Consider the following 23,705-nt stretch of genomic DNA (forward strand, 5'->3'; position numbering starts at 1 on the left):
CGGATGTGCCACCGCCCCTCGGGGACGCAGATCGACGAGCCGTCAGACGGCGCGTCCGTCATCGACGACGAGCGCCGGAGCACCGATGGTCTCCAGGCCGCCCCCGGGCCCGGCACCGACCACGGCACCCGTGCCCTTCTTCGTGCGCCGGAGCCACCGCTCCAGCCAGCTCGCGAACGACGTGAGTGCGAAGTTCACGACGACGTAGAGCACGGCGACGATCGTGAAGCACGCGATGGTGTTCGCGCCGTAGTTCGCGCTCATCGGACGGACCGAGGACAGCAGCTCGGGGAAGGTCATCATGGCGCCACCGAGTGCGGTGTCCTTCACGATGACGACCAGTTGGCTGACGATCGCCGGCAGCATGGCCGTCACAGCCTGCGGCAGCAGCACGAACACCATGGTCTGGCCCTTGCGCATCCCGATCGCCTTGGCCGCGTCGGTCTGGCCCTGCGGCAGGGAGTGGATCCCGGCCCGCACGATCTCGGCGAGTACCGAGAAGTTGTACAGCACCAGACCGGTCACCACGGCGTACAGGGGACGCACGTCGGTGCTGATGTTCGTGTACTCGGCGTACACCGCGTTCGCGACGATCATCAGGATCAGCACGGGGATGGCGCGGAAGAACTCCACGACGACGCCGGCCGGCACCCGCACCCATCGGTGGTCCGACAGCCTGCCGATACCGAACAGGGCGCCGAGCGGCAGCGCGATGATCAGGGCGAAGAACGCCGCCTTGAGCGTGTTCTGGAGGCCCGGCCAGATGTACGTCTGCCAGGGCTGGGGGCTGGTGAAGAAGGGCTTCCACTTGATCCAGTCGAGCTGGTGCTTATCGGCGAGGCCGACGTACACCCACCACACCACGGCAGCGGCGCACAGGACGAACAGCAGCGTGTACAGGATGTTGCGCTGCTTGGCGCGCGGTCCCTGGGCGTCGTAGAGGACGGAAGTCATCGCTTCACCGCCACCTTCTTGCTCACCCAGCCGAGGATCAGGCCGGTCGGGAGGGTCAGAACGAGGAAGCCGAACGCGAAGACCAACGCGATCAGGACCAGCTGGGCCTCGGCCTCGATCATGCCCTTCATCAGGTACGCCGCCTCGGCGACCCCGATCGCCGAGGCGACCGTGGTGTTCTTCGTCAACGCGATCAGCACGTTGGACAGCGGGTTGACCACCGCGCGGAACGCCTGCGGAAGGACGATCAGACGCAGCACCTGCGTGAAGCTCAGCCCAAGGGCACGCGCCGCCTCCGCCTGGCCCACGGGGACGGTGTTGATGCCGGAGCGCACGGCCTCGCACACGAAGGCGGCGGTATAGGCGATCAGGGCGAGCACCGCGAGCCGAAAGTTGATGTCCTTGAAATCGCTGGCACCGAGGCTGATGTTCAGGGTCTGGAAGAGACCCAGCGACGAGAACACGATGATCACGGTCAGCGGAATGTTCCGGACCACGTTCACATAGGCGGTAGCGAAGCCGCGCATCAGGGGGACCGGGCTGACCTTCATGCCGGCCAGTAGCGTTCCCCATATGAGGGAGCCGAGGGCGGAGTACACGGTGAGCTGCACCGTCACCCAGAAGGCCCCCAACAGGTCGTAACCTTCAAGAAAGTCGAACACGATCTCCCGCGCTTCCGCGTGTAGGAGGGCATGGCGCGCCGTTCACGAACGGCGCACCCGGTCAACCCTGCTTCACTTGACGATGTTGCCGATCTTCGGGGCGGGGTCGTTCTTGTAGTTCGCCGGGCCGAAGTTGTCCTTCACGGCCTTGTCCCAGGAACCGTCCGAGACCATCTTGGTGAGCGCGTCGTTGATCTTCTTCTTGAGGTCGGCGTCGCCCTTCTTGAGGCCGATGCCGTAGTTCTCGTTGGTCATCTTGAAGCCGGCCAGCTTGAACTTGCCCTGGAAGTTCTTCTGCGCGGCGAAGCCGGCCAGGATGGAGTCGTCGGTGGTCAGCGCGTCGACGACCTTGTTCTCGAGACCCGTCAGGCACTCCGAGTAACCACCGAACTCCTGGAGGTCGGCCTTCGGTGCCAGCTTGTCATGGACGTTCTGCGCCGAAGTCGAGCCGGTGACCGAACAGAGCTTCTTCTTGTTCAGGTCCTCCGGGGACTTGATCGAGTCGTCGTCGGCACGGACGAGGATGTCCTGGTGCGCCAGCAGGTACGGGCCCGCGAAGTCGACCTTCTGCTGCCGCTCGTCGTTGATCGAGTAGGTGGCGGCGATGAACTTCACGTCGCCGCGCTCGATCGCCGTCTCGCGGTCGGCGCTCTTGGTCTCCTTGAAGACGATGTCCTTGGCGTCGTAGCCGAGCTCCTTGGCGACGTACGTGGCGACGTCGACGTCGAAACCGGTGTACTTGCCGTCCGGCGTCTTCAGGCCGAGACCGGGCTGGTCGATCTTGATGCCGATCGTGATCTTCTTGCCGCCGCCCGAACCGGCCGAGTCGCTGTCCTTGTTGTCGGAACCACAGGCGGTGGCGGTCAGGGCGAGAGCGAGCACGGCGGCCGAGGCGGCGGTGACCTTACGAAGCTGCATGGTGAAATTCCCTAGAATTGACGCGATGTGAGTGATCGGCCGGTCCGGGAACCGGCGGTGAAGGATCAGTCAGTGGTGAAGGATCTTCGACAGGAAGTCCTTGGCCCGGTCACTGCGCGGGTTGCTGAAGAACTGGTCGGGCGTGGCCTCTTCGACGATCTTTCCGTCCGCCATGAAGACGACCCGGTTCGCCGCCGAGCGCGCGAAGCCCATCTCATGGGTGACGACGACCATCGTCATGCCGTCCCGGGCGAGCTGCTGCATGACCTCCAGCACCTCATTGATCATCTCCGGGTCGAGCGCGGAGGTCGGCTCGTCGAAGAGGATCACCTTGGGGTCCATCGCCAACGCGCGGGCGATGGCCACGCGTTGCTGCTGACCACCGGAGAGCTGGGCAGGGTACTTGTCGGCCTGCGTCGCCACGCCCACCCGGTCCAGCAGCGAACGGGCCTTGTCCTCGGCGGCTTTCTTGTCCGTCTTGCGGACCTTGAGCTGGCCCAGCATCACGTTTTCGAGCACCGTCTTGTGCGCGAAGAGATTGAACGACTGGAAGACCATGCCGACATCAGCGCGCAGCCTGGCCAGCTCCCTGCCCTCCTCGGGCAGCGGCTTGCCGTCGATCGATATGGCGCCCGAGTCGATCGTCTCCAAGCGGTTGATCGTGCGGCACAGCGTGGACTTCCCGGACCCGGAGGGCCCGATGACGACCACGACCTCGCCACGGGCGATGGTCAAGTCGATGTCCTGGAGCACATGCAGCGCGCCGAAGTGCTTGTTGACGTTGCTCAGTACGACAAGGTCGTTCGCCGCGGGTGCGGCATCCTCGGCGCCCTTGGTCACTGAAACTCCGCTCATCGGCTTCATGCTCCGTCCTCCTCGGTTGGGAAGGACCCTAGTGACGCGGTGCGACCAGCGTCATTACATCTGAGCGGAAATTGAGGATAACGATCCGGCGGCAACCGGACACTCCGTGTGAACAGGGCGGCGGGTGCGGTACCCGGGGCGTACCGGGTGGATAACAGATGGCTCGATGCGATGGGCGGGCCCTTGACTGACGTACCCGTCATCGGAGTGGATGCCCTGGTACGCCATGACGTGAAACACCTCGGAACGGGGAAGTGACGCAGGGCATACGAGGAACCGCACCGACATCGCACCTTCGGGACATCGCACCTTCGGAAAGGGGGGTCATGAGACTGCTGCTCGTCGAGGACGACAACCACGTCGCGGCCGCCCTGTCCGCGATCCTTGCCCGGCACGGCTTCCAGGTGGTGCACGCGCGCAGCGGCGAGGAAGCGCTGCAGGCCCTGCTGCCCGCGGACACGGAGCCCTTCGGCGTCGTGCTCCTCGACCTCGGGCTGCCCGACCAGGACGGCTACGAGGTGTGCGGGAAGATCCGCAAGCGCACCTCGACCCCGGTGATCATGGTGACCGCGCGCGCCGATGTCCGGTCGAGGATCCACGGTCTCAACCTCGGGGCCGACGACTACGTGGTCAAGCCGTACGACACCGGCGAGCTCCTCGCCCGGATCCACGCCGTCAGCCGCCGCAAATCGGCCGGCGAGGACACCGTGCCCACGCCCGCCGCCGCTCTGCGCCTCGGACACGTCCACATCGAGCTGCCCACCCGCCGGGTCAGGGTCGACGGGTCGGAAGTCCAGCTCACCCGCAAGGAGTTCGACCTGCTCGCGCTGCTCGCCCAGCGCCCCGGTGTGGTCTTCCGCCGGGAGCAGATCATCAGCGAGGTGTGGCGCACGAGCTGGGAGGGGACGGGGCGCACGCTCGAAGTGCACGTCGCGTCCCTGCGTTCCAAACTGCGGCTGCCCGCACTGATCGAGACGGTGCGCGGGGTCGGCTACCGCCTCGTCGCCCCGTCCGCGTAGAGGCGTACGTCCCAGGTGCGCACCCGGCTGCTTCCCCTGCTCATCATTCTCATGGCGAGCGTGCTGCTCGCCCTCGGCTTCCCGCTGGCCGTCAGCGTCGCCGCCGCCCAGCAGCAGCGCGTCGTCATCGACCGCATCGACGACACGGCACGCTTCGCCGCGCTCGCCCAGTTCATCGCCGAGCGGACCCCCGGTCACGAGGAGCGGCGGCGCACCCTGCGCAGCGAACTCGACACGTACGCATCGGTGTACGGCATCCGCGCTGGTGTCTTCTACCGCGACAACGGCGCCATGGCGAAGGCCCCGGCCACCTGGCAGCTCCCGATCGAGGGGGAGGGGAGAGAGGCCTTCGGGGAGGCGCTCCTGGGGCGGCGCAGTCACGATCCGCCGCAGGTCTGGCCCTGGCAGCGCGGCAGGGTCGTCGTCGCCTCACCCGTCGTACGGGACGGCGATGTCGTCGCCGTCGTGGTCATCGACTCGCCCACCGACGAAATGCGTGCGCGCACGCTGCGCGGGTGGTTGCTCATCGCGGCCGGCGAAGTGGTCGCGATGCTGGTGGCGGTCGGTGCGGCGATCCGGCTCACCGGCTGGGTGCTGCTGCCCGTGCGGACCCTGGACGCGGCCACCCATGACATCGCCAGTGGCCGGATGAGATCCCGGGTCGTGGCTTCCGGGGGACCGCCGGAACTTCGGCGCCTGGCCCGTTCGTTCAACGAGATGGCCGACAACGTCGAGGATGTGCTGGAGCAGCAGCGCGCCTTCGTCGCCGACGCCTCGCATCAGCTGCGCAACCCCCTTGCCGCGCTGCTGCTGCGGATCGAGCTTCTCGCGCTCGAACTTCCCGAGGGCAACGAGGAGATCGCCTCCGTGCGTACGGAGGGCAAGCGCCTCGGTCAGGTCCTGGACGACCTGCTCGACCTGGCGCTGGCCGAACACGCCGCGGCCGACCTGCAGCTCACGGACATAGGCGCGCTCACCGCGGAACGCGTCGCGTCCTGGCGGCCGGTCGCCGAGGAGAAGGGAGTACGGCTCAGGGCGGACGGCTCGTCCGCCGTGACGGCCTGGGCGGACCCCATCGCACTGTCGAGCGCCCTCGACGCCATCATCGACAACGCCCTGAAATTCACCCCGGCCCACGAAGAGGTGCTCGTCACGGTCGCCGCCGGTCGCGATGACGTCACGGTCGTCGTCGCCGACCGGGGACCGGGCCTCACCGCACAGGAAATGGAGCGCGTCGGCGACCGTTTCTGGCGCAGCGCCCAGCATCAGAACGTGCAGGGTTCCGGCCTCGGGCTCTCCATCTCCCAGGCCCTCCTGGCCGCGGGCGGTGGCACCATCGGTTATGCCGCCCACGAGCCGCACGGGCTGCTGGTGACGGTGTCGGTGCCGCGCCAGGGCCCACAGGGCTGAGCGGGGGCGGGGAAGTGGCCGGCGGCACGGGGATCAGGGCTTGACCGAGCGGTAGTAGCGCTTGGCCCCCTCGTGCAGCGGCAGCGGATCGGTGTAGATCGCCGTGCGCAGATCCACCAGCTGGGCCGCGTGCACCTCGCGCCCGATCCGGTCCCGGCTGTCGATCACGGTCCGGGTGAACGCCTCGGTCATCGCCGGATCCGTACGGTCCGTGGTCACCAGCACATTGGCGACCGCCACCGTCGGCACCGCCTGTCCCTGCTGTGCCTCGTGGTACGCGTCGGCGGGCATCATGGCCGACCGGTAGTGGCGGGCGGACCCGCCCACGGCCTGAAGCTCCTTGATCAGCGCGGCCTCCAGCGGCACCAGCCGGATCGCGAACCGGTCCGACAGTTCCTGCACGGCGGAGGTGGGCAGTCCGCCGGACCAGAAGAAGGCATCGATTCGGCCGTTCTCCAGCTCCTTCGGCATGGTGTCGATGCCGTTGGGAACCGGCGTCACATCGTTCGCGGGATCGAGACCGGCGGCCGTCATCAGCCGGTCGGCGACCAGCCGTACGCCGGAACCCGGCTGCCCCACGCCGACGCGCTTGCCGACCAGGTCCGAGACCTTCCGCACCTTCGAGTCCCGGGGCACGACCAGCTGTATGTAGTCGTCGTACAGCCGCACACAGCCCCGCAACCGGTCGGCGCCGGGCCCGCCGCCATGCAGATAGGTGGCGAGGGCATCGGCCGTGGCGATGGTGAAGTCGGCCTTCCCGGTCGCCACCCGTGCGATGTTCTGCTGCGAGCCCTCGCTGGTCTGCAGCCGTATCGACACCCGGGGCAGGTCCTTGGCCAGGTCCCCCTTGAGCCGCTCGCCGTAGCGCTGGTAGACCCCGCTGCGTACGCCGGTGCTGAAGGTCAGCGTGCCGCTCGGCGCAGGTTCCCCGAGCGGGAGCAGCCACCACAGCAGCAGCCCGAGCGCGACGACGAGGGCGGCGCACGCCTGCAGGGCGCGCAGCCGGCCGATACGGGACAGTGCCTGGAGCATGGCGGCGATCCTGCCAGCCCGTCCCGGCGATGACCAGGGCAGGACCCCGGCGGTCCGGGGCCGCGGCCTCCGTACCGGGGCCGGGAGGCCGTGCCGCGGGCCGACGAGGTATTCATCATCGCGGCCCGGCCGGAGCCCTTACCCTGGACGGGTGAGCGGCAACGACGTGGCTGGTGGAGTAGTGGACGGTTTGAAAACGTACGAGGTGCGCACCTACGGGTGCCAGATGAACGTCCACGACTCGGAGCGGCTGTCCGGGCTGCTGGAGGACGCGGGTTACGTACGTGCCGCGGAGGGCTCCGACGGCGACGCAGACGTCGTCGTCTTCAACACCTGCGCGGTCCGGGAGAACGCCGACAACAAGCTCTACGGCAACCTCGGCCGGCTCGCCCCGATGAAGACCAGGCGGCCCGGCATGCAGATCGCCGTCGGCGGCTGCCTGGCACAGAAGGACCGCGACACCATCGTCCAGCGGGCCCCCTGGGTGGATGTCGTCTTCGGTACGCACAACATCGGCAAGCTGCCCGTGCTGCTGGAGCGCGCCCGCATCCAGGAAGAGGCGCAGATCGAGATCGCCGAATCCCTGGAGGCATTCCCCTCCACGCTTCCCACCCGTCGCGAGTCCGCCTACGCGGCGTGGGTCTCCATCTCCGTCGGCTGCAACAACACCTGCACCTTCTGCATCGTCCCGGCGCTCCGCGGCAAGGAGAAGGACCGCCGCACCGGCGACATCCTCGCCGAGATCGAGGCACTGGTCGCCGAGGGCGTCTCGGAGATCACCCTGCTCGGCCAGAACGTGAACGCGTACGGTGCCGACATCGGCGACCGCGAGGCCTTCTCCAAGCTGCTGCGCGCCTGCGGGAAGATCGAGGGCCTGGAGCGGGTCCGCTTCACCTCGCCGCACCCCCGCGACTTCACGGACGACGTGATCTCGGCCATGGCCGAGACGCCCAACGTGATGCCGCAGCTGCACATGCCACTGCAGTCGGGCTCGGACACCATCCTCAAGGCGATGCGGCGTTCGTACCGGCAGGAGCGCTTCCTCGGCATCATCGAGAAGGTGCGCGCCGAGATGCCGGACGCCGCCATCTCCACCGACATCATCGTGGGCTTCCCCGGCGAGACCGAGGAGGACTTCGAGCAGACGATGCACGCGGTCCGCGAGGCGCGCTTCGCCAACGCCTTCACCTTCCAGTACTCCAAGCGCCCCGGAACCCCCGCCGCCGAGATGGCGGGGCAGATCCCCAAGGAGGTCGTCCAGGAGCGGTACATGCGCCTGTCCGCCCTCCAGGAGGAGATCTCCTGGGAGGAGAACAAGAAGCAGGTCGGCCGGACGCTGGAGATCATGGTCGCGGAGGGCGAGGGCCGCAAGGACGGCGCCACCCACCGCCTCTCCGGCCGCGCCCCCGACAACCGCCTGGTCCACTTCACCAAGCCGGACGAGGACGTGCGTCCCGGCGACGTGGTCACCGTCGAGATCACCTACGCCGCCCCGCACCACCTGCTCGCCGAGGGCGCCCCGCTGGGCGTACGGCGGACCCGGGCCGGGGACGCCTGGGAGAAGCGCACCACCACCGAGGCCGCCAAGCCGGCCGGAGTGATGCTGGGCCTGCCCGGTATCGGCGCCCCGGCGCCCCTGCCGGCCGCGGCGGCCCCCGGCTGCGGCTGCGACTGACACCGGCGAGGGGAACGGGCCGCGGCGACGGCGCGGGACGGGCGACGGCGGGAGATGAGCGCGTCGCGCCCGACCAGTACGCTGCCCACCATGCTTGTCGCCGCCGCTGTCTGCCCCTGTCCGCCCCTGCTGGTACCCGAGGTCGCCGCCGGTGCCGCGCCCGAGCTCGACGCGCTGCGGGACGCCTGCGCCGACGCCCTCGGCGTGCTCGCCGCGGCCCGGCCCGACCTGCTGCTCGTGATCGGGCCCGCGGACCTCGCGGGCCGAGGACCGCACCCCGAGGGGGCCACCGGCTCCTTCAAGGGCTTCGGAGTCGATCTCGACGTGCGGCTCGGGCGCGATCGCGGAACCGTGGCGGACCGCCCCCTTCCGCCGTCTCTGGCCGTCGGCGCCTGGCTGCTCGCCCGTGCGCAGTGGGCCGAGGCGCCGGTCGAAGGGCTCGGTGTGGGGGAGCCGCTCGAAACCGACCGCTGTACGAGTACGGGGCAGGATCTGGCCGCCAGGGCGGAACGGGTGGCGCTGCTGGTGATGGGCGACGGCAGTGCCTGCCGCACGGTCAAGGCCCCCGGCTACCTGGACGACCGCGCCGAGGCGTTCGACGCGGCGGCCGCCCATGCGCTGGGCACCGCCGACCCCGGCGCGCTGATCGCGCTGGACGAGTCGCTGGCGTACGAGCTGAAAGCGGCGGGCCGGGCACCCTGGCAGGTGCTCGCGGGCGCGGGCGAAGGGGCGGGCCTGCGCGGACAGCTGCTGTACGAGGACGCTCCGTACGGTGTGGGCTACCTGGTCGCCACCTGGTCCTGACCGTCCGCCCGGGCCCGCACCCGGGCGGATACGGACGACGGCCGTGGAGCGTCGCCGCTCCACGGCCGTCCGTCGGACTTGGTTCGGTTGGTGTTCACGAGGTGGGCGGCGTACCAGGCGGCGTACCGCCTTCGTCGTGCTTGGCACCACCCTCGTCGTGCTTGTGGGTCAGGCGCTCGACCACGTCCTTGGCCTTCTTCGTGCCGGACTCGATCTTGTCGCTGTACTTGCCCTTGGTTTTTTGGTCGACCGTCCGTGCGGCCTTGTCGAGCCCTTGGTCGATCTTGCCCCCGTGCTGATGCGCGAGGTCGCCGACCTTTTCCTTGGCGGGGCTCAGCTTGGCCTTCAAATTGTCCAGGAAGCCCATCGGGCACCTTCCCTGCTGGGGGACTCGGTCGGGCGTCCTCCTGCGGCCTCGCTGCCGGCCGCCTCGCGGGGCAGCCCTGGGGGCGAACGGCAAACCGTAAAAAAACGCCCGTATTCACTTACGAATTCTACTGGTACCGCCGAAGATCCGCGCCGTCCGGAGCCGAGCCGGAGCCGAGCCGGAGCCGAGCCGGAGCCGAGCCGGGGCAGAGGCGGGGCGGAGGCGGGGCGGAAGCGGGAACGCCGGACGACCCCTGTTCGCAGCCCGTCACGTCACTCATTCGGGAAGAGGGCCGGAGGTTTGCGAGACTGGGGCGGTGAGAAGCTCAGCTCCCGCATCGCGGGTCATCACCGTCGTCGGTCCCACTGCAGCCGGAAAGTCCGATCTGGGGGTATTTCTTGCTCAGCAGCTCGACGGCGAAGTGGTCAACGCCGACTCCATGCAGCTCTACCGGGGGATGGATATCGGCACCGCGAAGCTGACGCTCTCCGAGCGCGGAAACGTTCCGCATCACCTGCTGGACATCTGGGACGTCACCGAGACCGCCAGCGTCGCCGAGTACCAGCGGCTGGCCCGAGCGGAGATCGACCGGCTGCTCGCCGCGGGCCGCACCCCCGTCCTGGTCGGCGGTTCCGGGCTCTATGTGAAGGGCGCCATCGACGCCCTGGAGTTCCCCGGCACCGACCCCGGCGTCAGGGCCAGGCTGGAGGAGGAACTGGTCGAGCGTGGGTCCGGGGCCCTGCACGCCCGGCTCGCCGCCGCCGACCCCGAAGCGGGCCGGGCCATCCTGCCGAGCAACGGCCGCCGCATCGTCAGGGCCCTCGAAGTCATCGAGATCACCGGCAAGCCCTTCACCGCCAACCTCCCCGGTAACGATGCGGTGTACGACACCGTCCAGATCGGCGTCGACGTGGCCCGTCCCGAACTCGACGAACGCATCGCCCTGAGAGTCGACCGGATGTGGGCGGCCGGACTCGTGGACGAGGTGCGGGCCCTGGAGGCGCACGGCCTGCGCGAGGGACGCACCGCGGCCAGGGCGCTCGGCTACCAGCAGGTGCTGGCCGCGCTGGCCCAGGAGTGCACCGAGGACGAGGCGCGCGCCGAGACCATTCGCGCCACCAAGCGATTCGCGCGCCGCCAGGACTCATGGTTTCGCCGCGACCCGCGGGTCCACTGGCTCAATGGCGCCGCGGAGCACCGCGGGGAACTCCCGCACCAGGCGCTGGCGTTGGTCGAACGAGCGGTTACAGCCTGATCACGTGATGGCATCGGGACGCCCTGCCCGTCATTTCGGCGACCGGGAGCGTGCCATCATCGAGCATCGATCGACCAGTGGAGTCCGAGTTGGGAGGGCGCGTGGCGATGGAGGCCGGCCCTCGCGACACAGAACAAGACGCACCGGACACGCTGCACGACGCAGGAAGCTTGAGCCCCGACGGGCCCGACGAGCTCGAAACGACCCCCGAGGTCGAGGTCGAGCTGCGGCCCGCGCGGCGTCTGCGCATCTGGCAGCTCGCACCGATCGTCATGCTCGCCGCCGTGGGATCGCTGATGTTCGCGTTCCCGCTGGCGTTCGAGTTCGGCGACGGCGGCGCGGTCGTCGCCATGCTGGGCCTGCTGATCAGCTGCTGCGCCGCGGGCTGGGGCATGATGGCCGCCCGCCGCGTGGGATACACCTGGCCCGGGCTGCCGCAGAGGGGCTCGGGCGAGAGATCCGACTGGCGCGTGATCGCCCTGTACGTCGCCGTGTGCGCCGCAGTGGTCGCACTGGCCATCTGGCGCGTGGCCCGGCTCCGCTGAGGGACGCTGCGGCTCCGTCGGTGGGAAGCGCGGCCGCTGTCCGGCGCTTTGTTCCCCGGCCTCTCCCTCATGCCCCGTCGCACGGCCCGGTTTCGTCGGCTGTCGCTGCTGCCTCGTACAGTTGCTCTGTGAGCACCTCGCAGATCGCCTTCCTCAAGGGGCACGGAACCGAGAACGACTTCGTGATCGTTCCCGACCCGGACAATGCCGTCGACCTGCCCATGCCCGTCGTCGCCCGCCTGTGCGACCGCCGGGCCGGTATCGGTGGTGACGGGCTGCTGCACGTCGTACGGTCCGCCGCGCACCCGGAGGCACGGGCCATGGCGGACGAGGCCGAGTGGTTCATGGACTATCGCAACGCCGACGGCTCCATCGCCGAGATGTGCGGCAACGGCGTACGGGTCTTCGCCCGCTATCTGCAGCGTGCCGGGCATGTCGAGGAGGGCGACCTCGCCGTCGCGACCCGCGGCGGCGTGAAGAAGGTGCACATTGCCAAGGGCGGCGACATCGCGGTCTCCATGGGGCGCGCGCTGCTCCCCGAGGATGGCGTCACGGTCAGCGTGGACGGCCGTGACTGGGACGCCCGCAATGTGAACATGGGCAATCCGCACGCGGTCGCCTTCGTCGACGACCTGGCGCACGCCGGTGATCTGCTCTCGGTACCGCCGTACAGCCCCGCGGCCGTCTACCCCGACGGCGTGAACATCGAGTTCGTCGTGGATCGCGGACCGCGCCACGTCGCCATGCGGGTCCATGAGCGCGGCTCGGGCGAGACGCGCTCCTGCGGTACGGGCGCCTGCGCCGTGGCCGTCGCCGCGGCCCGCAGGGACGGCGCCGACCCCGCGGAGACCGGTACTCCGGTCACGTACACGGTCGATCTGCTCGGCGGCACCCTCGTGATCACCGAGCGGCCCGACGGCGAGATCGAGATGACCGGCGCCGCCGTGATCGTCGCCGAAGGCGTGATCGACCCGGCCTGGCTCGAAACGTTGATCGGCTGAGGCCTTTCGTTTGGAGCAGGCCGGACCAGGGAGCGGTGCCGGGGCACGCGAGCCCGGCATGATCCAAACGAAGGGCCCTGGAGCTTCGCTCGAATGGGTGATCCGTTTCACGCTGAGCGAGAGCCGGACTCCGCCACGTGGTGGGCTCGGTAGCATCAAGCACCGGCCCGGAGGCGCGACCGCACCTTCCCACCGCCGGTCGACGTTGCCGGAGGTGCCCCATGAGTGCAGAGGCCACCAACCCAGGTGCTCCCATCCGCAGACGGGGCCGTCCCCGGATCGATTTCCGCAGGCTCGGCCGCGTCGCGCTGCTCGGCCCTGTCTCCCGCGACCGGCTGCCCGACGCGATCGGCCATGTCGCCGAGGCCCACCGGGCCCACCACCCGGATGCCGACCTCTCCGTCCTGCACCGGGCCTACGTACTCGCGGAGTCCTCGCACCGCGGGCAGATGCGCAAGAGCGGCGAGCCGTACATCACGCACCCGCTCGCCGTCACGCTGATCCTCGCCGAGCTCGGCGCCGAGACCACGACACTCACCGCCTCGCTGCTCCACGACACCGTCGAGGACACCGAGGTGACTCTCGATCAGGTGAGGGACCAGTTCGGCAAAGAGGTCTGCTACCTCGTCGACGGCGTCACCAAACTCGAAAAGGTCGACTACGGAGCAGCAGCCGAACCCGAGACCTTCCGCAAGATGCTGGTCGCCACCGGGGACGACGTCCGTGTGATGTCGATCAAGCTCGCCGACCGGCTGCACAACATGCGCACCCTCGGCGTGATGCGCCCCGAGAAACAGGCCAGGATCGCCAAGGTCACCAGGGACGTGCTGATCCCGCTGGCCGAACGGCTCGGCGTACAGGCGCTCAAGACCGAGCTGGAGGACCTCGTCTTCGCGATCCTCCACCCCGAGGAGTACGAACACACCCGCGCGCTGATCGCCGCCGCATCGGCACAGCCGGACGCCTCCGGCGCCGCGGCCCTCCAGAACCCGCTCGCGGCCATCGCCGAGAACGTCGGGGCGGTGCTGCGGGAGGCCGGTATTCCGGCAGAGGTCCTCATCAGGCCGCGCCACTACGTCTCCGTGCACCGGGTCAGGACCAAACGCGGCGAACTGCGTGGCACCGACTTCGGCCGGCTGCTGGTCCTCGTCGGGGAGGACGCCGACTGCTACGCCGTGCTCGGCGAACTGCACACCTGCTTCACCCCGGTGATCTCCGAGTTCAAGGACTTCATCGCCGCCCCCAAATTCAACCTGTACCAGTCACTGCACACCGCGGTCGTGGGCCCCGACGGGGCGGTCGCCGAAATCCTCATCCGTACGCACCGGATGCACAAGGTCGCCGAGGCCGGCGTCATCGCCCTCGGCAATCCGTACGCCGCGGACAGCGGCTCCGGGCCCCAGACCGCCGAACCCGCGGACGGAGAGCGCGCCGACCCGACCCGTCCCGGCTGGCTCTCCAGGCTTCTTTCGTGGCAGCAGTCCGCCCCGGACTCCGACACTTTCTGGACCACGCTCCGCGCCGACCTCGCCCAGGACCGGGAGATCACGGTCTTCCACACCGACGGCGGCACGCTCGGCCTGCCCGCCGGAGCCAGCTGTGTCGACGCCGCCTACGCGCAGTACGGGGACGAGGCACACAGCTGCATCGGCGCCCGGGTCAACGGCCGGCTCGCCACCCTCGGCACCGTCCTGAACGACGGCGACACCGTGCAGCTGCTGCTCGCCGAGGACGTCGGGTCCGGTCCCTCGCCCGACTGGCTCGACCACGCCCGCACCCCCGCCGCCCGCATCGCCATCACCGGCTGGTTCGACGCGCATCCCGAGGACGCCCCGAGTCCGCACAGCAGCAGGCCCGCGGCGCCCAGGCCGCCCGGACCACAGCTCCAGGCAACCGCCGACCCCGGCGGCGACAGGGCCGAGGCCCGCACCGCGAACGCCGTGGTGGACCGGCCGGACGCCACCGTACGTCTCGCGGGCTGCTGCACCCCCGTACCCCCCGACGCCGTCACCGGTTTCGTCGTGCGCGGCGGCGCCGTCACCGTGCACCGGCTGGAATGTCCCGCGGTTTCCCGGATGCAGTCCGTCGGTCGGGTGCCGGTCCCGGTGACCTGGGGCGACGCGGCCGGATGCCGGGTCACCCTGGTCGCCGAGTCCTTCGGACGGCCCCGGCTGCTCGCCGACCTCACCGAGGCGATCGCGGCGGCGGACGCGGCGATCATCTCCGCCACCGTCGAACCACCCAGCGAACAGCGCGTCCGCCACACCTACACACTGCAGCTCCCCGACGCCGCCGGACTGCCGGCGCTGATGCGCGCGATGCGTGAGGTACCCGGGGTGTACGACGTGAGCCGCGCCCAGCACCCGACAGCCGCCGTCTGACTCCCCGTACGGCTCCGCCGCGCAGCGCCATCTGCCACGGTGATCTCGTTCGAGTGGCGCGGCGCGCGCCGCACCTGCCCGGGTGGGAGTCGCTGATAGCGGTAGTTCATGCCGTTCATCTCCCGCCGTCTGCGGGCCGCTCTGCTGGCCACCGCATCGGCCACCCTCGTTGCCGCCGCCCTCCCCTCACCCGTGCCGCTCGGCATCGGCGATCCACTCTTCCCGCACCTCGGCAATCCCGGGTACGACGTCCTCGCGTACGACATCGGACTGACCTACCACGGCAGCAACAGCAAACCGCTGGACGCCGTCACCACAATCGACGCGAGGACCACCGAACCGCTGGACCGGATCAACCTCGACTTCACCCGGGGCACAGTCCGTACGGTCGAAGTCAACGGTCTGCGCGCCGACTTCGCCGTGGCGGACGAGGACCTGGTCATCCAGCCGCCCGGCCGGCTCCCGGCAGGAGTGCCGCTGCACATCACCGTCCGGCACACCAGCGACCCGCGCGGCGACCGAAACAGCGGCGGCTGGCTGCGCACCGCCGACGGACTGGCCATGGCCAATCAGGCCGACGCCGCGCACCGGGTCTTCCCGAGCAATGACCACCCCGCCGACAAGGCCTTCTTCACCTTCCGGATCACCGCACCCAAGGACCTCACGGTGGTCGCCAACGGCCTGCCCGCGGGCACGGTCCGGCACGGTGCCGAGACCACCTGGACCTACCGGACCGAACACCCCATGGCCACCGAACTGGCCCAGGTCAGCATCGGCCGTTCCACCGTCCTGCGACGCACCGGGCCGAACGGACTTCCGGTGCGCGACGTGGTGCCGAGCGCCGACCGCAAGCGGCTGGAACCCTGGCTGGCCAAGACACCCGCTCAGCTGGAATGGATGGAACAGCAGGTCGGCCGCTACCCCTTCGAGACGTACGGACTGCTGGTCGCCGCCACCGACACGGGCTTCGAGCTGGAGACCCAGACGCTCTCGCTCTTCGAACGGTCCCTGTTCACCCAGACGGCCTACCCCGAGTGGTACGTCGAGTCGATCATGGTGCACGAGCTCACCCACCAATGGTTCGGCGACAGCGTCTCCCCGCACGCCTGGTCCGATCTGTGGCTCAACGAGGGACACGCCACCTGGTACGAGGCCCGCTACGCCGAGGAGCACGCCGGCAAGTCGCTGGAAGGCCGCATGCGCGAGGCGTACATCAAGTCCGACGGCTGGCGCGCCGCGGGCGGCCCGCCGGCCCGCCCCGACATTCCGGCGCCCGGACAGAAGCTCAGCCTGTTCCGGCCGGTGGTGTACGACGGCAGCGCACTGGTCCTTTACGCGCTGCGCCAGGAGATCGGCGAGAGCGCGTTCGACCGCCTGGAGCGGACGTGGGTGACGAAGCACCGCGACTCGAACGCCGCCACTGCGGACTTCGTCCGGCTGGCGTCACAGACCGCGGGCCGCGACCTGACCCGGTTCTTCGACGGCTGGCTGTACGGCACGAAGACCCCGGCAATGCCGGGGCACCGGGACTGGCACAGCGCCAAGCCCGCCGGACAGCGATAAACCCGAGTGACGGGCCCCACGGACCATGCCACTATCGTCGGGTCGCCGCAGCGGCCCGACCGTGGATTCCCGACAGCGGGAATCATCGGGAGAGGTTACGCGTTGTGACTGATGTAACGGACTTCAATCGACGTAAGGATCCAATGACCTCCTCTTCTTCCCTTCCCCAGGACGCGCAGGAAGCGCAGAGCGCCACGGAGAATGTCACCGAGAGCCTCACCGAGAGCCTTCGGGCCGACGCCCTGATGGAAGAGGACGTCGCCTGGAGCCACGAGATCGACGGAGAGCGGGACGGCGAGCAGTTCGACCGTTCGGAGCGCGCCGCGCTGCGGCGTGTGGCGGGACTCTCCACCGAGCTCGAGGACGTCACCGAGGTCGAGTACCGGCAGCTGCGCCTGGAGCGTGTGGTGCTGGTCGGCGTCTGGACCTCGGGGACCGCGCAGGACGCGGAGAATTCCCTCGCGGAGCTGGCCGCACTGGCGGAGACGGCGGGCGCTCTGGTGCTCGACGCCGTCTTCCAGCGCCGCGACAAGCCCGACCCGGCCACCTACATCGGCTCGGGCAAGGCGCTGGAGCTGCGCGACATCGTCCTCGAATCAGGGGCCGACACCGTTGTGTGCGACGGTGAGCTCAGCCCCGGTCAGCTGATCCACCTGGAAGACGTCGTCAAGGTCAAGGTGGTCGACCGGACCGCCCTGATCCTCGACATCTTCGCCCAGCACGCCAAGTCCCGGGAGGGCAAGGCGCAGGTCTCGCTGGCACAGATGCAGTACATGCTGCCGCGGCTGCGCGGCTGGGGTCAGTCGCTCTCCCGTCAGATGGGCGGCGGCGGTTCCAGCGGTGGTGGTGGTATGGCCACCCGTGGTCCCGGTGAGACCAAGATCGAAACGGACCGGCGTCGGATCCGCGAGAAGATGGCGAAGATGCGCCGGGAGATCGCGGAGATGAAGACCGGCCGCGACATCAAGCGCCAGGAGCGCAAGCGCAACCGGGTGCCGTCGGTCGCCATCGCCGGCTATACCAACGCGGGCAAGTCCTCGCTGCTCAACCGGCTGACCGGTGCGGGCGTCCTCGTGGAGAACGCCCTGTTCGCCACCCTGGACCCGACCGTGCGCCGGGCCGAGACGCCGAGCGGCCGGATCTATACCCTGGCCGACACCGTCGGCTTCGTACGGCATCTGCCGCACCACCTCGTCGAGGCGTTCCGCTCCACGATGGAGGAGGTCGGCGAATCCGACCTGATCCTGCACGTGGTGGACGGCTCGCACCCGGTACCGGAGGAGCAGCTCGCCGCGGTGCGCGAGGTGATCCGCGAGGTGGGTGCGGTGGACGTGCCCGAGGTCGTGGTGATCAACAAGGCGGATGCAGCCGATCCGCTGGTGCTGCAGCGGCTGCTGCGCATCGAGAAGCACGCGATCGCCGTCTCGGCGCGCACCGGCGCCGGTATCGACGAGCTGCTCGCCCTCATCGATACGGAACTGCCCCGGCCCTCGGTCGAGATCGAGGCGCTCGTCCCGTACACCCAGGGTGGACTCGTCTCCCGGGTGCACGCCGAGGGCGAGGTGATCTCCGAGGAACACACGTCGGAGGGCACCCTGCTCAACGCGCGGGTCCATGAGGAACTCGCGGCCGAGCTCTCCTCGTTCGTCCCCGTGGCGCACTGACGGCAGCGCGGTACGGCTCAGTACGGACCGATGGCCCGTTCCCCTCGTCGGGAGCGGGCCATCGGGCGTTCGGCCATCGGGCGTTCGGGCTTCGGACTTTCAAGGATGCCGGTGGCTGTTACCGGCTGCCGAACTTCTCGCTCATCGTGGTGAAGACGTCCTGTGCGCCCTTGCCCAGACGGGGTCCGGCGAGCCAACCCGAAGTCACGGGGCCGATGGAGATGTTGGAGACCAGCCCGAGCTTGCCGTCGGGGCCTTCACTGAACCAGGTGTCCTTGTCCCAGTTCTTCCACTCGCCGTTCTTCCACTTCGCCGGGTCGACGCCATGCTTCTTCAACGTCTCGGCCAGACCGTCGGACAGGGAGCCGCCGGAGTCCTTGCCACTGGCGGAGCCGGCGGCGGGCTTGTCGGCCGCGTTGTCCTCGCTCGGACCACAGGCCGTGGCCGTGAGCGACAGCGCGGCGGCAAGGCCGGTCGCGGCGAGCAGCGGACGTATGGAGCGCGTGGAAAAGAGTCCCCCTGAAATCTCCAAGATTGCCATGAACGTGTCATGCGAGACCGCGGCCGGACCAATGGCCGCCGCAGACACAGGCCCACCCTATGACGGTGCGGTCCACGCTCCGTGTCACGCGGACACCGCCCACCCGGAGCACGGGAAGGGCCCCCGGCGGGCAACTGCCACGCCAGGGGCCCCGATGGACCGTCACCGTTACCCGGACCGGTCCGGGTAACGGTCCTCGTCACTGTCCTGCGTACTTCTTGCTGACCGATTCGTAGACGTCCTTGGCTTCCTTGCCGAACCGCGGCCCGGCCAGCCAGCCGGCCGTCACCGGGCCGATGGAGGTGTTCGAGACCAGCGCGGGCTTGCCGTCCTGGCCCGCCGCGACCCAGCCACCACCGGAGGCACCGCCGGTCATGGTGCAGCCGATGCGGTACATCGTGGGGTCCTGCGCGGTCAGCGAGAGCCGGCCCGGCTTGTCAGCGCACTGGAACGCCATCTGACCGTCGTACGGCGGAGCGGCCGGGAAACCGGTGGCCGTCATGCTGTCGATCTCCGGCACGGCCGGGGCCTTGAAGTCGACGGGCAGCGCGGAGCCGACCGTCTCCTCCAGGGACTTGCCCGTCGAGCCCTTCTCCGGCGTGACGTGCAGCACCGCGAAGTCGTACGGGGCGCCCTGCCCGCCGACCGAGGAGCCCTGCGAGATCCACTGGTCGGACGTCTGCGCCCACTGGCCCCACCACACGCCGTAGGGCGCGATCTCCTGCTTGGTCGCCTTCTTCAGCTCGGCGGTCGACAGACCGCTGTTGTTGTACGACGGAACGAAGGCGATGTTGCGGTACCAGCCGCCCTTCTTGCCGGCGTGCACACAGTGTCCGGCGGTCCACACCAGGTTGGACTTCCCGGGGTGCGCCGGGTCCTTCACCACAGTCGCGGAGCAGACCATGGAACCCTCGGGGCTGTCGAACAGCAGCTTCCCGGACTCCGCGGCGTTGGCGTGGTACGGCGTCCGGACGCCGGTGGCCTGGACCGGTGCGGGCGTCGGGTCCGTCACGCCCACATCGCCCGAGATGTCATTGTCGACCGGCTTCTCCGGCGACTTGTCGGCATCCCGCATCCGGTCCGGGTCCCAGAGGCCCTCGATGATCGGATTGACGTAGTCCTTGGCCTCGCGCAGCCACTTGTCCCTGTCCCAGTTCTTCCACTCGCCGTTCTTCCACTGGTCGAGGTCGATCCCGTGTTCCTTCAGCCGGTCCTTCAGATCGTCCGGAATGGTGATCTTGCCGTCCGAGGACTGGCCGGCCGGGCTGCTCGGCTTGTCGTCGGCATTGTTCTCGTCCGGCCCGCAGGCGGTGGCGGTGAGTGCGAGGACCGCGGCGACCGCGGCCACGGCGAGCGCCGAGGAACGCGTGCGGCCTGCGCTCCCCCGACGGGTGGTGGGAACTGGTCGAATGAGTCGCATGTGGTGATCCCCCTGGGACTTCGTAACTCAACGCTTCTGTACTGCACTTCGGCACTGCTCCGAGCCATCTGCTCCGAACGTCCGGCGGACATCCGGAAAACTGCCCGAGCCCTCCGTGCGGCCCCCACTATGCCGGTGCCGATGGGGACGGTACGCAGCAGGGCCACGGTTCCGCCCCCGCAAGGATCTTCGGATATACCCGTGATCCGCTGCGACCGGCGTCGTTGGTACGTGCGAGGGATTCGAGGACAGCGTTCATCCCCGCAGTCCGTCCGTACGCCGACGTACTGACGTGCAACGCAACTGTTACAGCAGGAGGACCAACAGCCGTGGCCGTGACCGAATCAGCTCCGGTGGCAGCACCGGCGGTGCACGAGGGGATCCTGCGCCGCCAGTCGCTGCGGGAATCCGCCGCCCGTACCTACGCGCGTTCACTGCCGATCGTGCCGGTACGGGCCCGTGGGATGACCATCGAGGGCGCGGACGGGCGGCGATACCTCGACTGTCTCTCCGGGGCCGGCACCCTGGCGCTCGGGCACAACCACCCGGTGGTCCTGGAGGCGATCAGGAATGTGATCGACTCGGGCGCACCGCTGCACGTGCTCGACCTCGCGACCCCGGTCAAGGACGCCTTCACCACGGAGCTGTTCGCCACCCTGCCACGGCAGTTCGCCGACAACGCCCGGATCCAGTTCTGCGGACCGGCCGGTACGGACGCCGTGGAGGCGGCGTTCAAACTGGTCCGTACCGCTACCGGCCGCAGCGGACTCCTCGCCTTCACCGGCGCCTACCACGGGATGACGGCGGGCGCCCTGGCCGCGTCGGGCGGTGCCGAGGACGTACGGGTGACGCGGCTGCCCTTCCCGCAGAACTACCGCTGCCCCTTCGGTATCGGCGGTGCGCGCGGCGCGGAGACGGCCGCCCGGTGGACCGAGAGCCTCCTGGACGATCCCAAGGGAGGCGCACCCGCGCCGGCCGGAATGATCCTCGAACCGGTGCAGGGGGAGGGCGGCGTGAACCCCGCCCCCGACGACTGGATGCGCCGGATGCGCGAGATCACCGAGACCCGGTCCGTCCCCCTGATCGCCGACGAGGTCCAGACGGGCGTCGGCCGCACCGGTGCCTTCTGGGCGGTCGAACACAGCGGGATCGTGCCCGATGTGATGGTGCTCTCCAAGGCCATCGGCGGTTCCCTCCCGCTCGCGGTGATCGTCTACCGTTCCGAGCTCGACACCTGGCAGCCGGGCGCCCACGCCGGCACCTTCCGGGGCAACCAACTCGCGATGGCGGCCGGTACGGCCACCCTTTCCTTCGTGCGGGAGAACCAGCTCGCCGAGCGTGCCGCGACGCTCGGCGCCCGGATGGTCGCACGCCTCCAGGGGCTGGCCACGGACCACCCGTCCATCGGAGACGTCCGCGGACGGGGCCTGATGATCGGAGTGGAACTCGTCGACCCGGAAGCCGCTCCGCAGGGCGGCAGCCCCGAGCCACCGCCCGCCCCGGCCCTCGCCGTTGCCGTCCAACAGGAATGTCTGCGCCGCGGGCTCATCGTCGAACTCGGCGGACGCCACTCGACCGTCGTACGGCTCCTCCCGCCCCTCACTCTCACCGACGAACAGGCAACAGCGGTCGTGGACCGCCTCGCCGACGCCCTGGCAGCCGCCGAGCGCCTGCCGCACCGCCGGAACACGACCGGGTCGATCCGCTGACCCCGGACACCATCACAAGGAAGACCGCCGTGAACCCCACACCCGCGCCCCAGGCCGACGGCCCTCCCCCCACCCAGCAGCGAGGACAGGACGCACACACCGGCAACCTCGTCGTCGAGCACACCACCGTGCCGCGCCAGAAGGCGGCACCGCACGACGAGCAGTACGCCCCGAAGTGCACGAACACCGGCGCGGCATCCGCCGACCTCCTCGACCATCCGGATCCGCTGCGCGCCGCCGACACGGCGGGTGCCGAGAATCTGCTCCGCTGCTGGGTCCGGGAGACCGACCTCCCCCGGCCGGTCGGGGACACCCTCCGGATCCCCCTCCCCGCAAGCGGAGCCGCGCTAATCGTTCCCGTCGTCTACTGGTCCGCCACGGGCTGGCACCGCTTCGGCACGCCTGCCCTGGAGGGGGCGCCCGAAGGAGCGCCGGCGGCCGATGCCGTCACGGTCGCCGCTCTCCTGGGCCGAGAGGCCGACCACCACGAAGGCGCCGACATGGTGGCCCGGGTCGCCGACTCGGTACGGCGGACCGCCGGCTTCATCGCCGAACGGCGCCGCACTCCGGACGCTCCGCCAGAAGCGGACTTCTTCCTCACCGCCGAGCAGTCACTTCTGCTCGGACATCCGCTCCACCCCACCCCCAAGAGCCGCGAGGGCCTCTCCGACTCCGAATCCCGCCGCTACTCACCCGAGTTGCACGGCTCCTTCCCGCTGCACTGGATGGCCGTCGACCGGTCCGTGCTGGCCACCGACTCCGCCTGGACCGACGGAGGCCGTCCCGTGCCGGCCACGGAACTGGTCACCTCCCACGCCGGCGGAATGCCGCTCCCCGACAACACCGCACCGATTCCGCTCCACCCCTGGCAGGCCCGTGAACTCGGCCACCGGCCCGAAGTAGTCGCCCTGCTCGGCGCCGGACTCCTTCACGACCTGGGTCAGCACGGGAAGCACTGGCACCCCACCTCCTCCGTTCGTACCGTGCATCGGCCCGGTGCCGAGGTCATGCTCAAGCTCTCCCTCGGCGTCCGCATCACCAACTCCCGTCGTGAGAATCTCCGCAAGGAACTCCACCGCGGAGTGGAGGTCCACCGGCTGCTCCGCAGCGGACTCGCCGCGCAGTGGCACGCCGTCCACCCGGGCTTCGACATCGTCCGCGACCCCGCCTGGCTCGCCGTCGACGGTCCGGACGGAGAGCCCGTCGCAGGCCTCGACGTGATGCTGCGCCACAACCCGTTCGGCCCGTACGACGACGCCGTCTGTATCGCCGCGCTCACCGCCCCGCGCCCCTGGCCCGGTCGGGCCGGCATGCGGTCACGCCTCGCCGAGATCGTTCTCTCCCTGGCCGCCGCCACCGGAAGAGCCGTGGGAGCCGTCGCCACCGAGTGGTTCCTGCGCTACCTCGACCGCGTCGTGCGCCCCGTGCTCTGGCTCGACGCCCACGCGGGCGTGGCGCTCGAAGCCCACCAGCAGAACACCCTGGTGCTGCTCGACCCGCACGGCTGGCCCGTCGGCGGCCGGTACCGCGACAACCAGGGCTACTACTTCCGGGAGTCCCACCGCGCAGCACTGGAGCACCGGCTCCCCGGCATCGGATCGGTCAGCGACACCTTCGTCTCCGACGCGGTCACCGACGAACGCTTCGCCTACTACCTCGGCATCAACAATGTGTTCGGCCTGATCGGAGCCTTCGGCGCCCAGCGCCTCGCCGACGAACACGTGCTCATCGCCGCGTTCCGCCGGTTCCTCGGCTCGGCCACCGACCTTGGCTCTCCGCTGCCCGCACATCTGCTGGACAACCCCCAACTGCGGTGCAAGGCCAACCTGCTGACCCGGCTGCACGGCCTCGACGAACTCGTCGGGCCTGTCGACACCCAGTCCGTGTACGTCACCATTGCCAACCCCCTGTATGTCTGAAG

At 69.6% G+C, this 23,705-nt stretch carries 20 protein-coding genes; 12 read left to right on the forward strand and 8 right to left on the reverse strand.

Annotated elements, in window-relative coordinates; all coding sequences use genetic code 11:
• Nucleotides 1-42 precede the first annotated feature (42 nt).
• The 4 genes from ACFVV1_RS08555 to ACFVV1_RS08570 form a co-directional block, all read right to left on the reverse strand.
• A complete protein-coding gene (locus ACFVV1_RS08555; RefSeq protein WP_389986502.1) occupies nucleotides 43-954 on the reverse strand; it encodes an amino acid ABC transporter permease in 912 nt (303 codons plus the stop codon).
• Nucleotides 951-1,616: an amino acid ABC transporter permease gene (locus ACFVV1_RS08560; RefSeq protein WP_389986505.1), complete on the reverse strand. Its 666-nt coding sequence runs from the start codon at nucleotides 1,614-1,616 to the stop codon at nucleotides 951-953. Before ACFVV1_RS08560 ends, ACFVV1_RS08555 begins: the two co-directional genes overlap by 4 nt.
• Before the next feature lie 72 nt (nucleotides 1,617-1,688).
• Nucleotides 1,689-2,534 (reverse strand): glutamate ABC transporter substrate-binding protein, encoded by an 846-nt coding sequence (locus ACFVV1_RS08565; protein ID WP_389986508.1) that lies wholly within the window; start codon nucleotides 2,532-2,534, stop codon nucleotides 1,689-1,691.
• 69 nt (nucleotides 2,535-2,603) lie between these two features.
• A complete protein-coding gene (locus tag ACFVV1_RS08570; protein WP_389986511.1) occupies nucleotides 2,604-3,389 on the reverse strand; it encodes an amino acid ABC transporter ATP-binding protein in 786 nt (261 codons plus the stop codon).
• Nucleotides 3,390-3,724: 335 nt separating this feature from the next.
• Between ACFVV1_RS08570 and ACFVV1_RS08575 the strand changes: the two genes are divergently transcribed.
• Together ACFVV1_RS08575 and ACFVV1_RS08580 are read left to right on the forward strand one after the other, a co-directional pair.
• Nucleotides 3,725-4,417, forward strand: a complete 693-nt coding sequence (locus ACFVV1_RS08575) for a response regulator transcription factor (RefSeq protein ID WP_389986514.1) — start codon at nucleotides 3,725-3,727, stop codon at nucleotides 4,415-4,417.
• A 15-nt stretch (nucleotides 4,418-4,432) separates the two neighbouring features.
• A complete protein-coding gene (locus tag ACFVV1_RS08580) occupies nucleotides 4,433-5,827 on the forward strand; it encodes an ATP-binding protein (protein ID WP_389986517.1) in 1,395 nt (464 codons plus the stop codon).
• A gap of 33 nt (nucleotides 5,828-5,860) precedes the next feature.
• On the opposite strand, the gene ACFVV1_RS08585 is transcribed toward ACFVV1_RS08580, so the two are convergent.
• Entirely contained in the window at nucleotides 5,861-6,859 is a 999-nt protein-coding gene (locus tag ACFVV1_RS08585) for a TAXI family TRAP transporter solute-binding subunit (protein ID WP_389986520.1), read from the reverse strand.
• A gap of 181 nt (nucleotides 6,860-7,040) precedes the next feature.
• Between ACFVV1_RS08585 and miaB the strand changes: the two genes are divergently transcribed.
• Both miaB and ACFVV1_RS08595 read left to right on the forward strand, forming a co-directional pair.
• The gene (miaB, locus tag ACFVV1_RS08590) at nucleotides 7,041-8,534 is read left to right on the forward strand and encodes a tRNA (N6-isopentenyl adenosine(37)-C2)-methylthiotransferase MiaB (protein WP_389987308.1); all 1,494 of its coding nucleotides are present in this window, start codon (nucleotides 7,041-7,043) and stop codon (nucleotides 8,532-8,534) included.
• Between the two features lie 90 nt (nucleotides 8,535-8,624).
• Entirely contained in the window at nucleotides 8,625-9,338 is a 714-nt protein-coding gene (locus ACFVV1_RS08595) for a class III extradiol dioxygenase subunit B-like domain-containing protein (protein WP_389986523.1), read from the forward strand.
• A gap of 94 nt (nucleotides 9,339-9,432) precedes the next feature.
• Here ACFVV1_RS08595 and ACFVV1_RS08600 read toward each other — a convergent pair whose 3' ends face one another.
• Entirely contained in the window at nucleotides 9,433-9,705 is a 273-nt protein-coding gene (locus tag ACFVV1_RS08600; RefSeq protein WP_389986527.1) for an antitoxin, read from the reverse strand.
• Between the two features lie 316 nt (nucleotides 9,706-10,021).
• Between ACFVV1_RS08600 and miaA the strand changes: the two genes are divergently transcribed.
• From miaA to hflX, 6 genes are all read left to right on the forward strand, one after another.
• Nucleotides 10,022-10,960, forward strand: a complete 939-nt coding sequence (gene miaA, locus ACFVV1_RS08605) for a tRNA (adenosine(37)-N6)-dimethylallyltransferase MiaA (RefSeq protein ID WP_389986530.1) — start codon at nucleotides 10,022-10,024, stop codon at nucleotides 10,958-10,960.
• Between the two features lie 107 nt (nucleotides 10,961-11,067).
• A complete protein-coding gene (locus ACFVV1_RS08610) occupies nucleotides 11,068-11,505 on the forward strand; it encodes a hypothetical protein (RefSeq protein ID WP_389987311.1) in 438 nt (145 codons plus the stop codon).
• 128 nt (nucleotides 11,506-11,633) lie between these two features.
• Nucleotides 11,634-12,506 (forward strand): diaminopimelate epimerase, encoded by an 873-nt coding sequence (dapF, locus tag ACFVV1_RS08615; RefSeq protein WP_389986533.1) that lies wholly within the window; start codon nucleotides 11,634-11,636, stop codon nucleotides 12,504-12,506.
• 221 nt (nucleotides 12,507-12,727) lie between these two features.
• Entirely contained in the window at nucleotides 12,728-14,887 is a 2,160-nt protein-coding gene (locus ACFVV1_RS08620) for a RelA/SpoT family protein (protein ID WP_389986536.1), read from the forward strand.
• Between the two features lie 108 nt (nucleotides 14,888-14,995).
• Complete coding sequence (locus tag ACFVV1_RS08625; protein WP_389986539.1) at nucleotides 14,996-16,450, forward strand: M1 family metallopeptidase; 1,455 nt, start codon at nucleotides 14,996-14,998, stop codon at nucleotides 16,448-16,450.
• A 143-nt stretch (nucleotides 16,451-16,593) separates the two neighbouring features.
• Nucleotides 16,594-18,114, forward strand: a complete 1,521-nt coding sequence (gene hflX / locus ACFVV1_RS08630) for a GTPase HflX (protein ID WP_389986542.1) — start codon at nucleotides 16,594-16,596, stop codon at nucleotides 18,112-18,114.
• Nucleotides 18,115-18,232: 118 nt separating this feature from the next.
• On the opposite strand, the gene ACFVV1_RS08635 is transcribed toward hflX, so the two are convergent.
• Both ACFVV1_RS08635 and ACFVV1_RS08640 read right to left on the reverse strand, forming a co-directional pair.
• Complete coding sequence (locus ACFVV1_RS08635; RefSeq protein ID WP_389986545.1) at nucleotides 18,233-18,655, reverse strand: hypothetical protein; 423 nt, start codon at nucleotides 18,653-18,655, stop codon at nucleotides 18,233-18,235.
• A 199-nt stretch (nucleotides 18,656-18,854) separates the two neighbouring features.
• Nucleotides 18,855-20,075 carry a trypsin-like serine peptidase gene (locus ACFVV1_RS08640; protein ID WP_389986548.1) on the reverse strand — a complete coding sequence of 407 codons (1,221 nt, stop codon included), beginning with the start codon at nucleotides 20,073-20,075 and terminating at the stop codon, nucleotides 18,855-18,857.
• Between the two features lie 329 nt (nucleotides 20,076-20,404).
• Between ACFVV1_RS08640 and ACFVV1_RS08645 the strand changes: the two genes are divergently transcribed.
• Nucleotides 20,405-21,784 (forward strand): diaminobutyrate--2-oxoglutarate transaminase family protein, encoded by a 1,380-nt coding sequence (locus ACFVV1_RS08645; RefSeq protein WP_389986551.1) that lies wholly within the window; start codon nucleotides 20,405-20,407, stop codon nucleotides 21,782-21,784.
• A 29-nt stretch (nucleotides 21,785-21,813) separates the two neighbouring features.
• Complete coding sequence (locus ACFVV1_RS08650; protein WP_389986554.1) at nucleotides 21,814-23,703, forward strand: IucA/IucC family protein; 1,890 nt, start codon at nucleotides 21,814-21,816, stop codon at nucleotides 23,701-23,703.
• Nucleotides 23,704-23,705: the final 2 nt, after the last annotated feature.

Source organism: Streptomyces sp. NPDC058092 (genome assembly GCF_042884935.1).
In the GTDB taxonomy this organism is placed as follows: domain Bacteria; phylum Actinomycetota; class Actinomycetes; order Streptomycetales; family Streptomycetaceae; genus Streptomyces.

Bases quoted from the DNA above. Each gene is read 5' to 3' on its own strand.
- ACFVV1_RS08620 (WP_389986536.1), top strand. From the start codon at position 12,728: ATGAGTGCAGAGGCCACCAACCCAGGTGCTCCCATCCGCAGACGGGGC.
- ACFVV1_RS08575 (WP_389986514.1), top strand. From the start codon at position 3,725: ATGAGACTGCTGCTCGTCGAGGACGACAACCACGTCGCGGCCGCCCTG.
- ACFVV1_RS08570 (WP_389986511.1), bottom strand. From the start codon at position 3,389: ATGAGCGGAGTTTCAGTGACCAAGGGCGCCGAGGATGCCGCACCCGCG.
- hflX (WP_389986542.1), top strand. From the start codon at position 16,594: ATGACCTCCTCTTCTTCCCTTCCCCAGGACGCGCAGGAAGCGCAGAGC.
- ACFVV1_RS08610 (WP_389987311.1), top strand. From the start codon at position 11,068: ATGGAGGCCGGCCCTCGCGACACAGAACAAGACGCACCGGACACGCTG.
- ACFVV1_RS08565 (WP_389986508.1), bottom strand. From the start codon at position 2,534: ATGCAGCTTCGTAAGGTCACCGCCGCCTCGGCCGCCGTGCTCGCTCTC.
- ACFVV1_RS08595 (WP_389986523.1), top strand. From the start codon at position 8,625: ATGCTTGTCGCCGCCGCTGTCTGCCCCTGTCCGCCCCTGCTGGTACCC.
- ACFVV1_RS08585 (WP_389986520.1), bottom strand. From the start codon at position 6,859: ATGCTCCAGGCACTGTCCCGTATCGGCCGGCTGCGCGCCCTGCAGGCG.
- ACFVV1_RS08625 (WP_389986539.1), top strand. From the start codon at position 14,996: ATGCCGTTCATCTCCCGCCGTCTGCGGGCCGCTCTGCTGGCCACCGCA.
- ACFVV1_RS08635 (WP_389986545.1), bottom strand. From the start codon at position 18,655: ATGGCAATCTTGGAGATTTCAGGGGGACTCTTTTCCACGCGCTCCATA.
- ACFVV1_RS08640 (WP_389986548.1), bottom strand. From the start codon at position 20,075: ATGCGACTCATTCGACCAGTTCCCACCACCCGTCGGGGGAGCGCAGGC.
- ACFVV1_RS08555 (WP_389986502.1), bottom strand. From the start codon at position 954: ATGACTTCCGTCCTCTACGACGCCCAGGGACCGCGCGCCAAGCAGCGC.
- ACFVV1_RS08600 (WP_389986527.1), bottom strand. From the start codon at position 9,705: ATGGGCTTCCTGGACAATTTGAAGGCCAAGCTGAGCCCCGCCAAGGAA.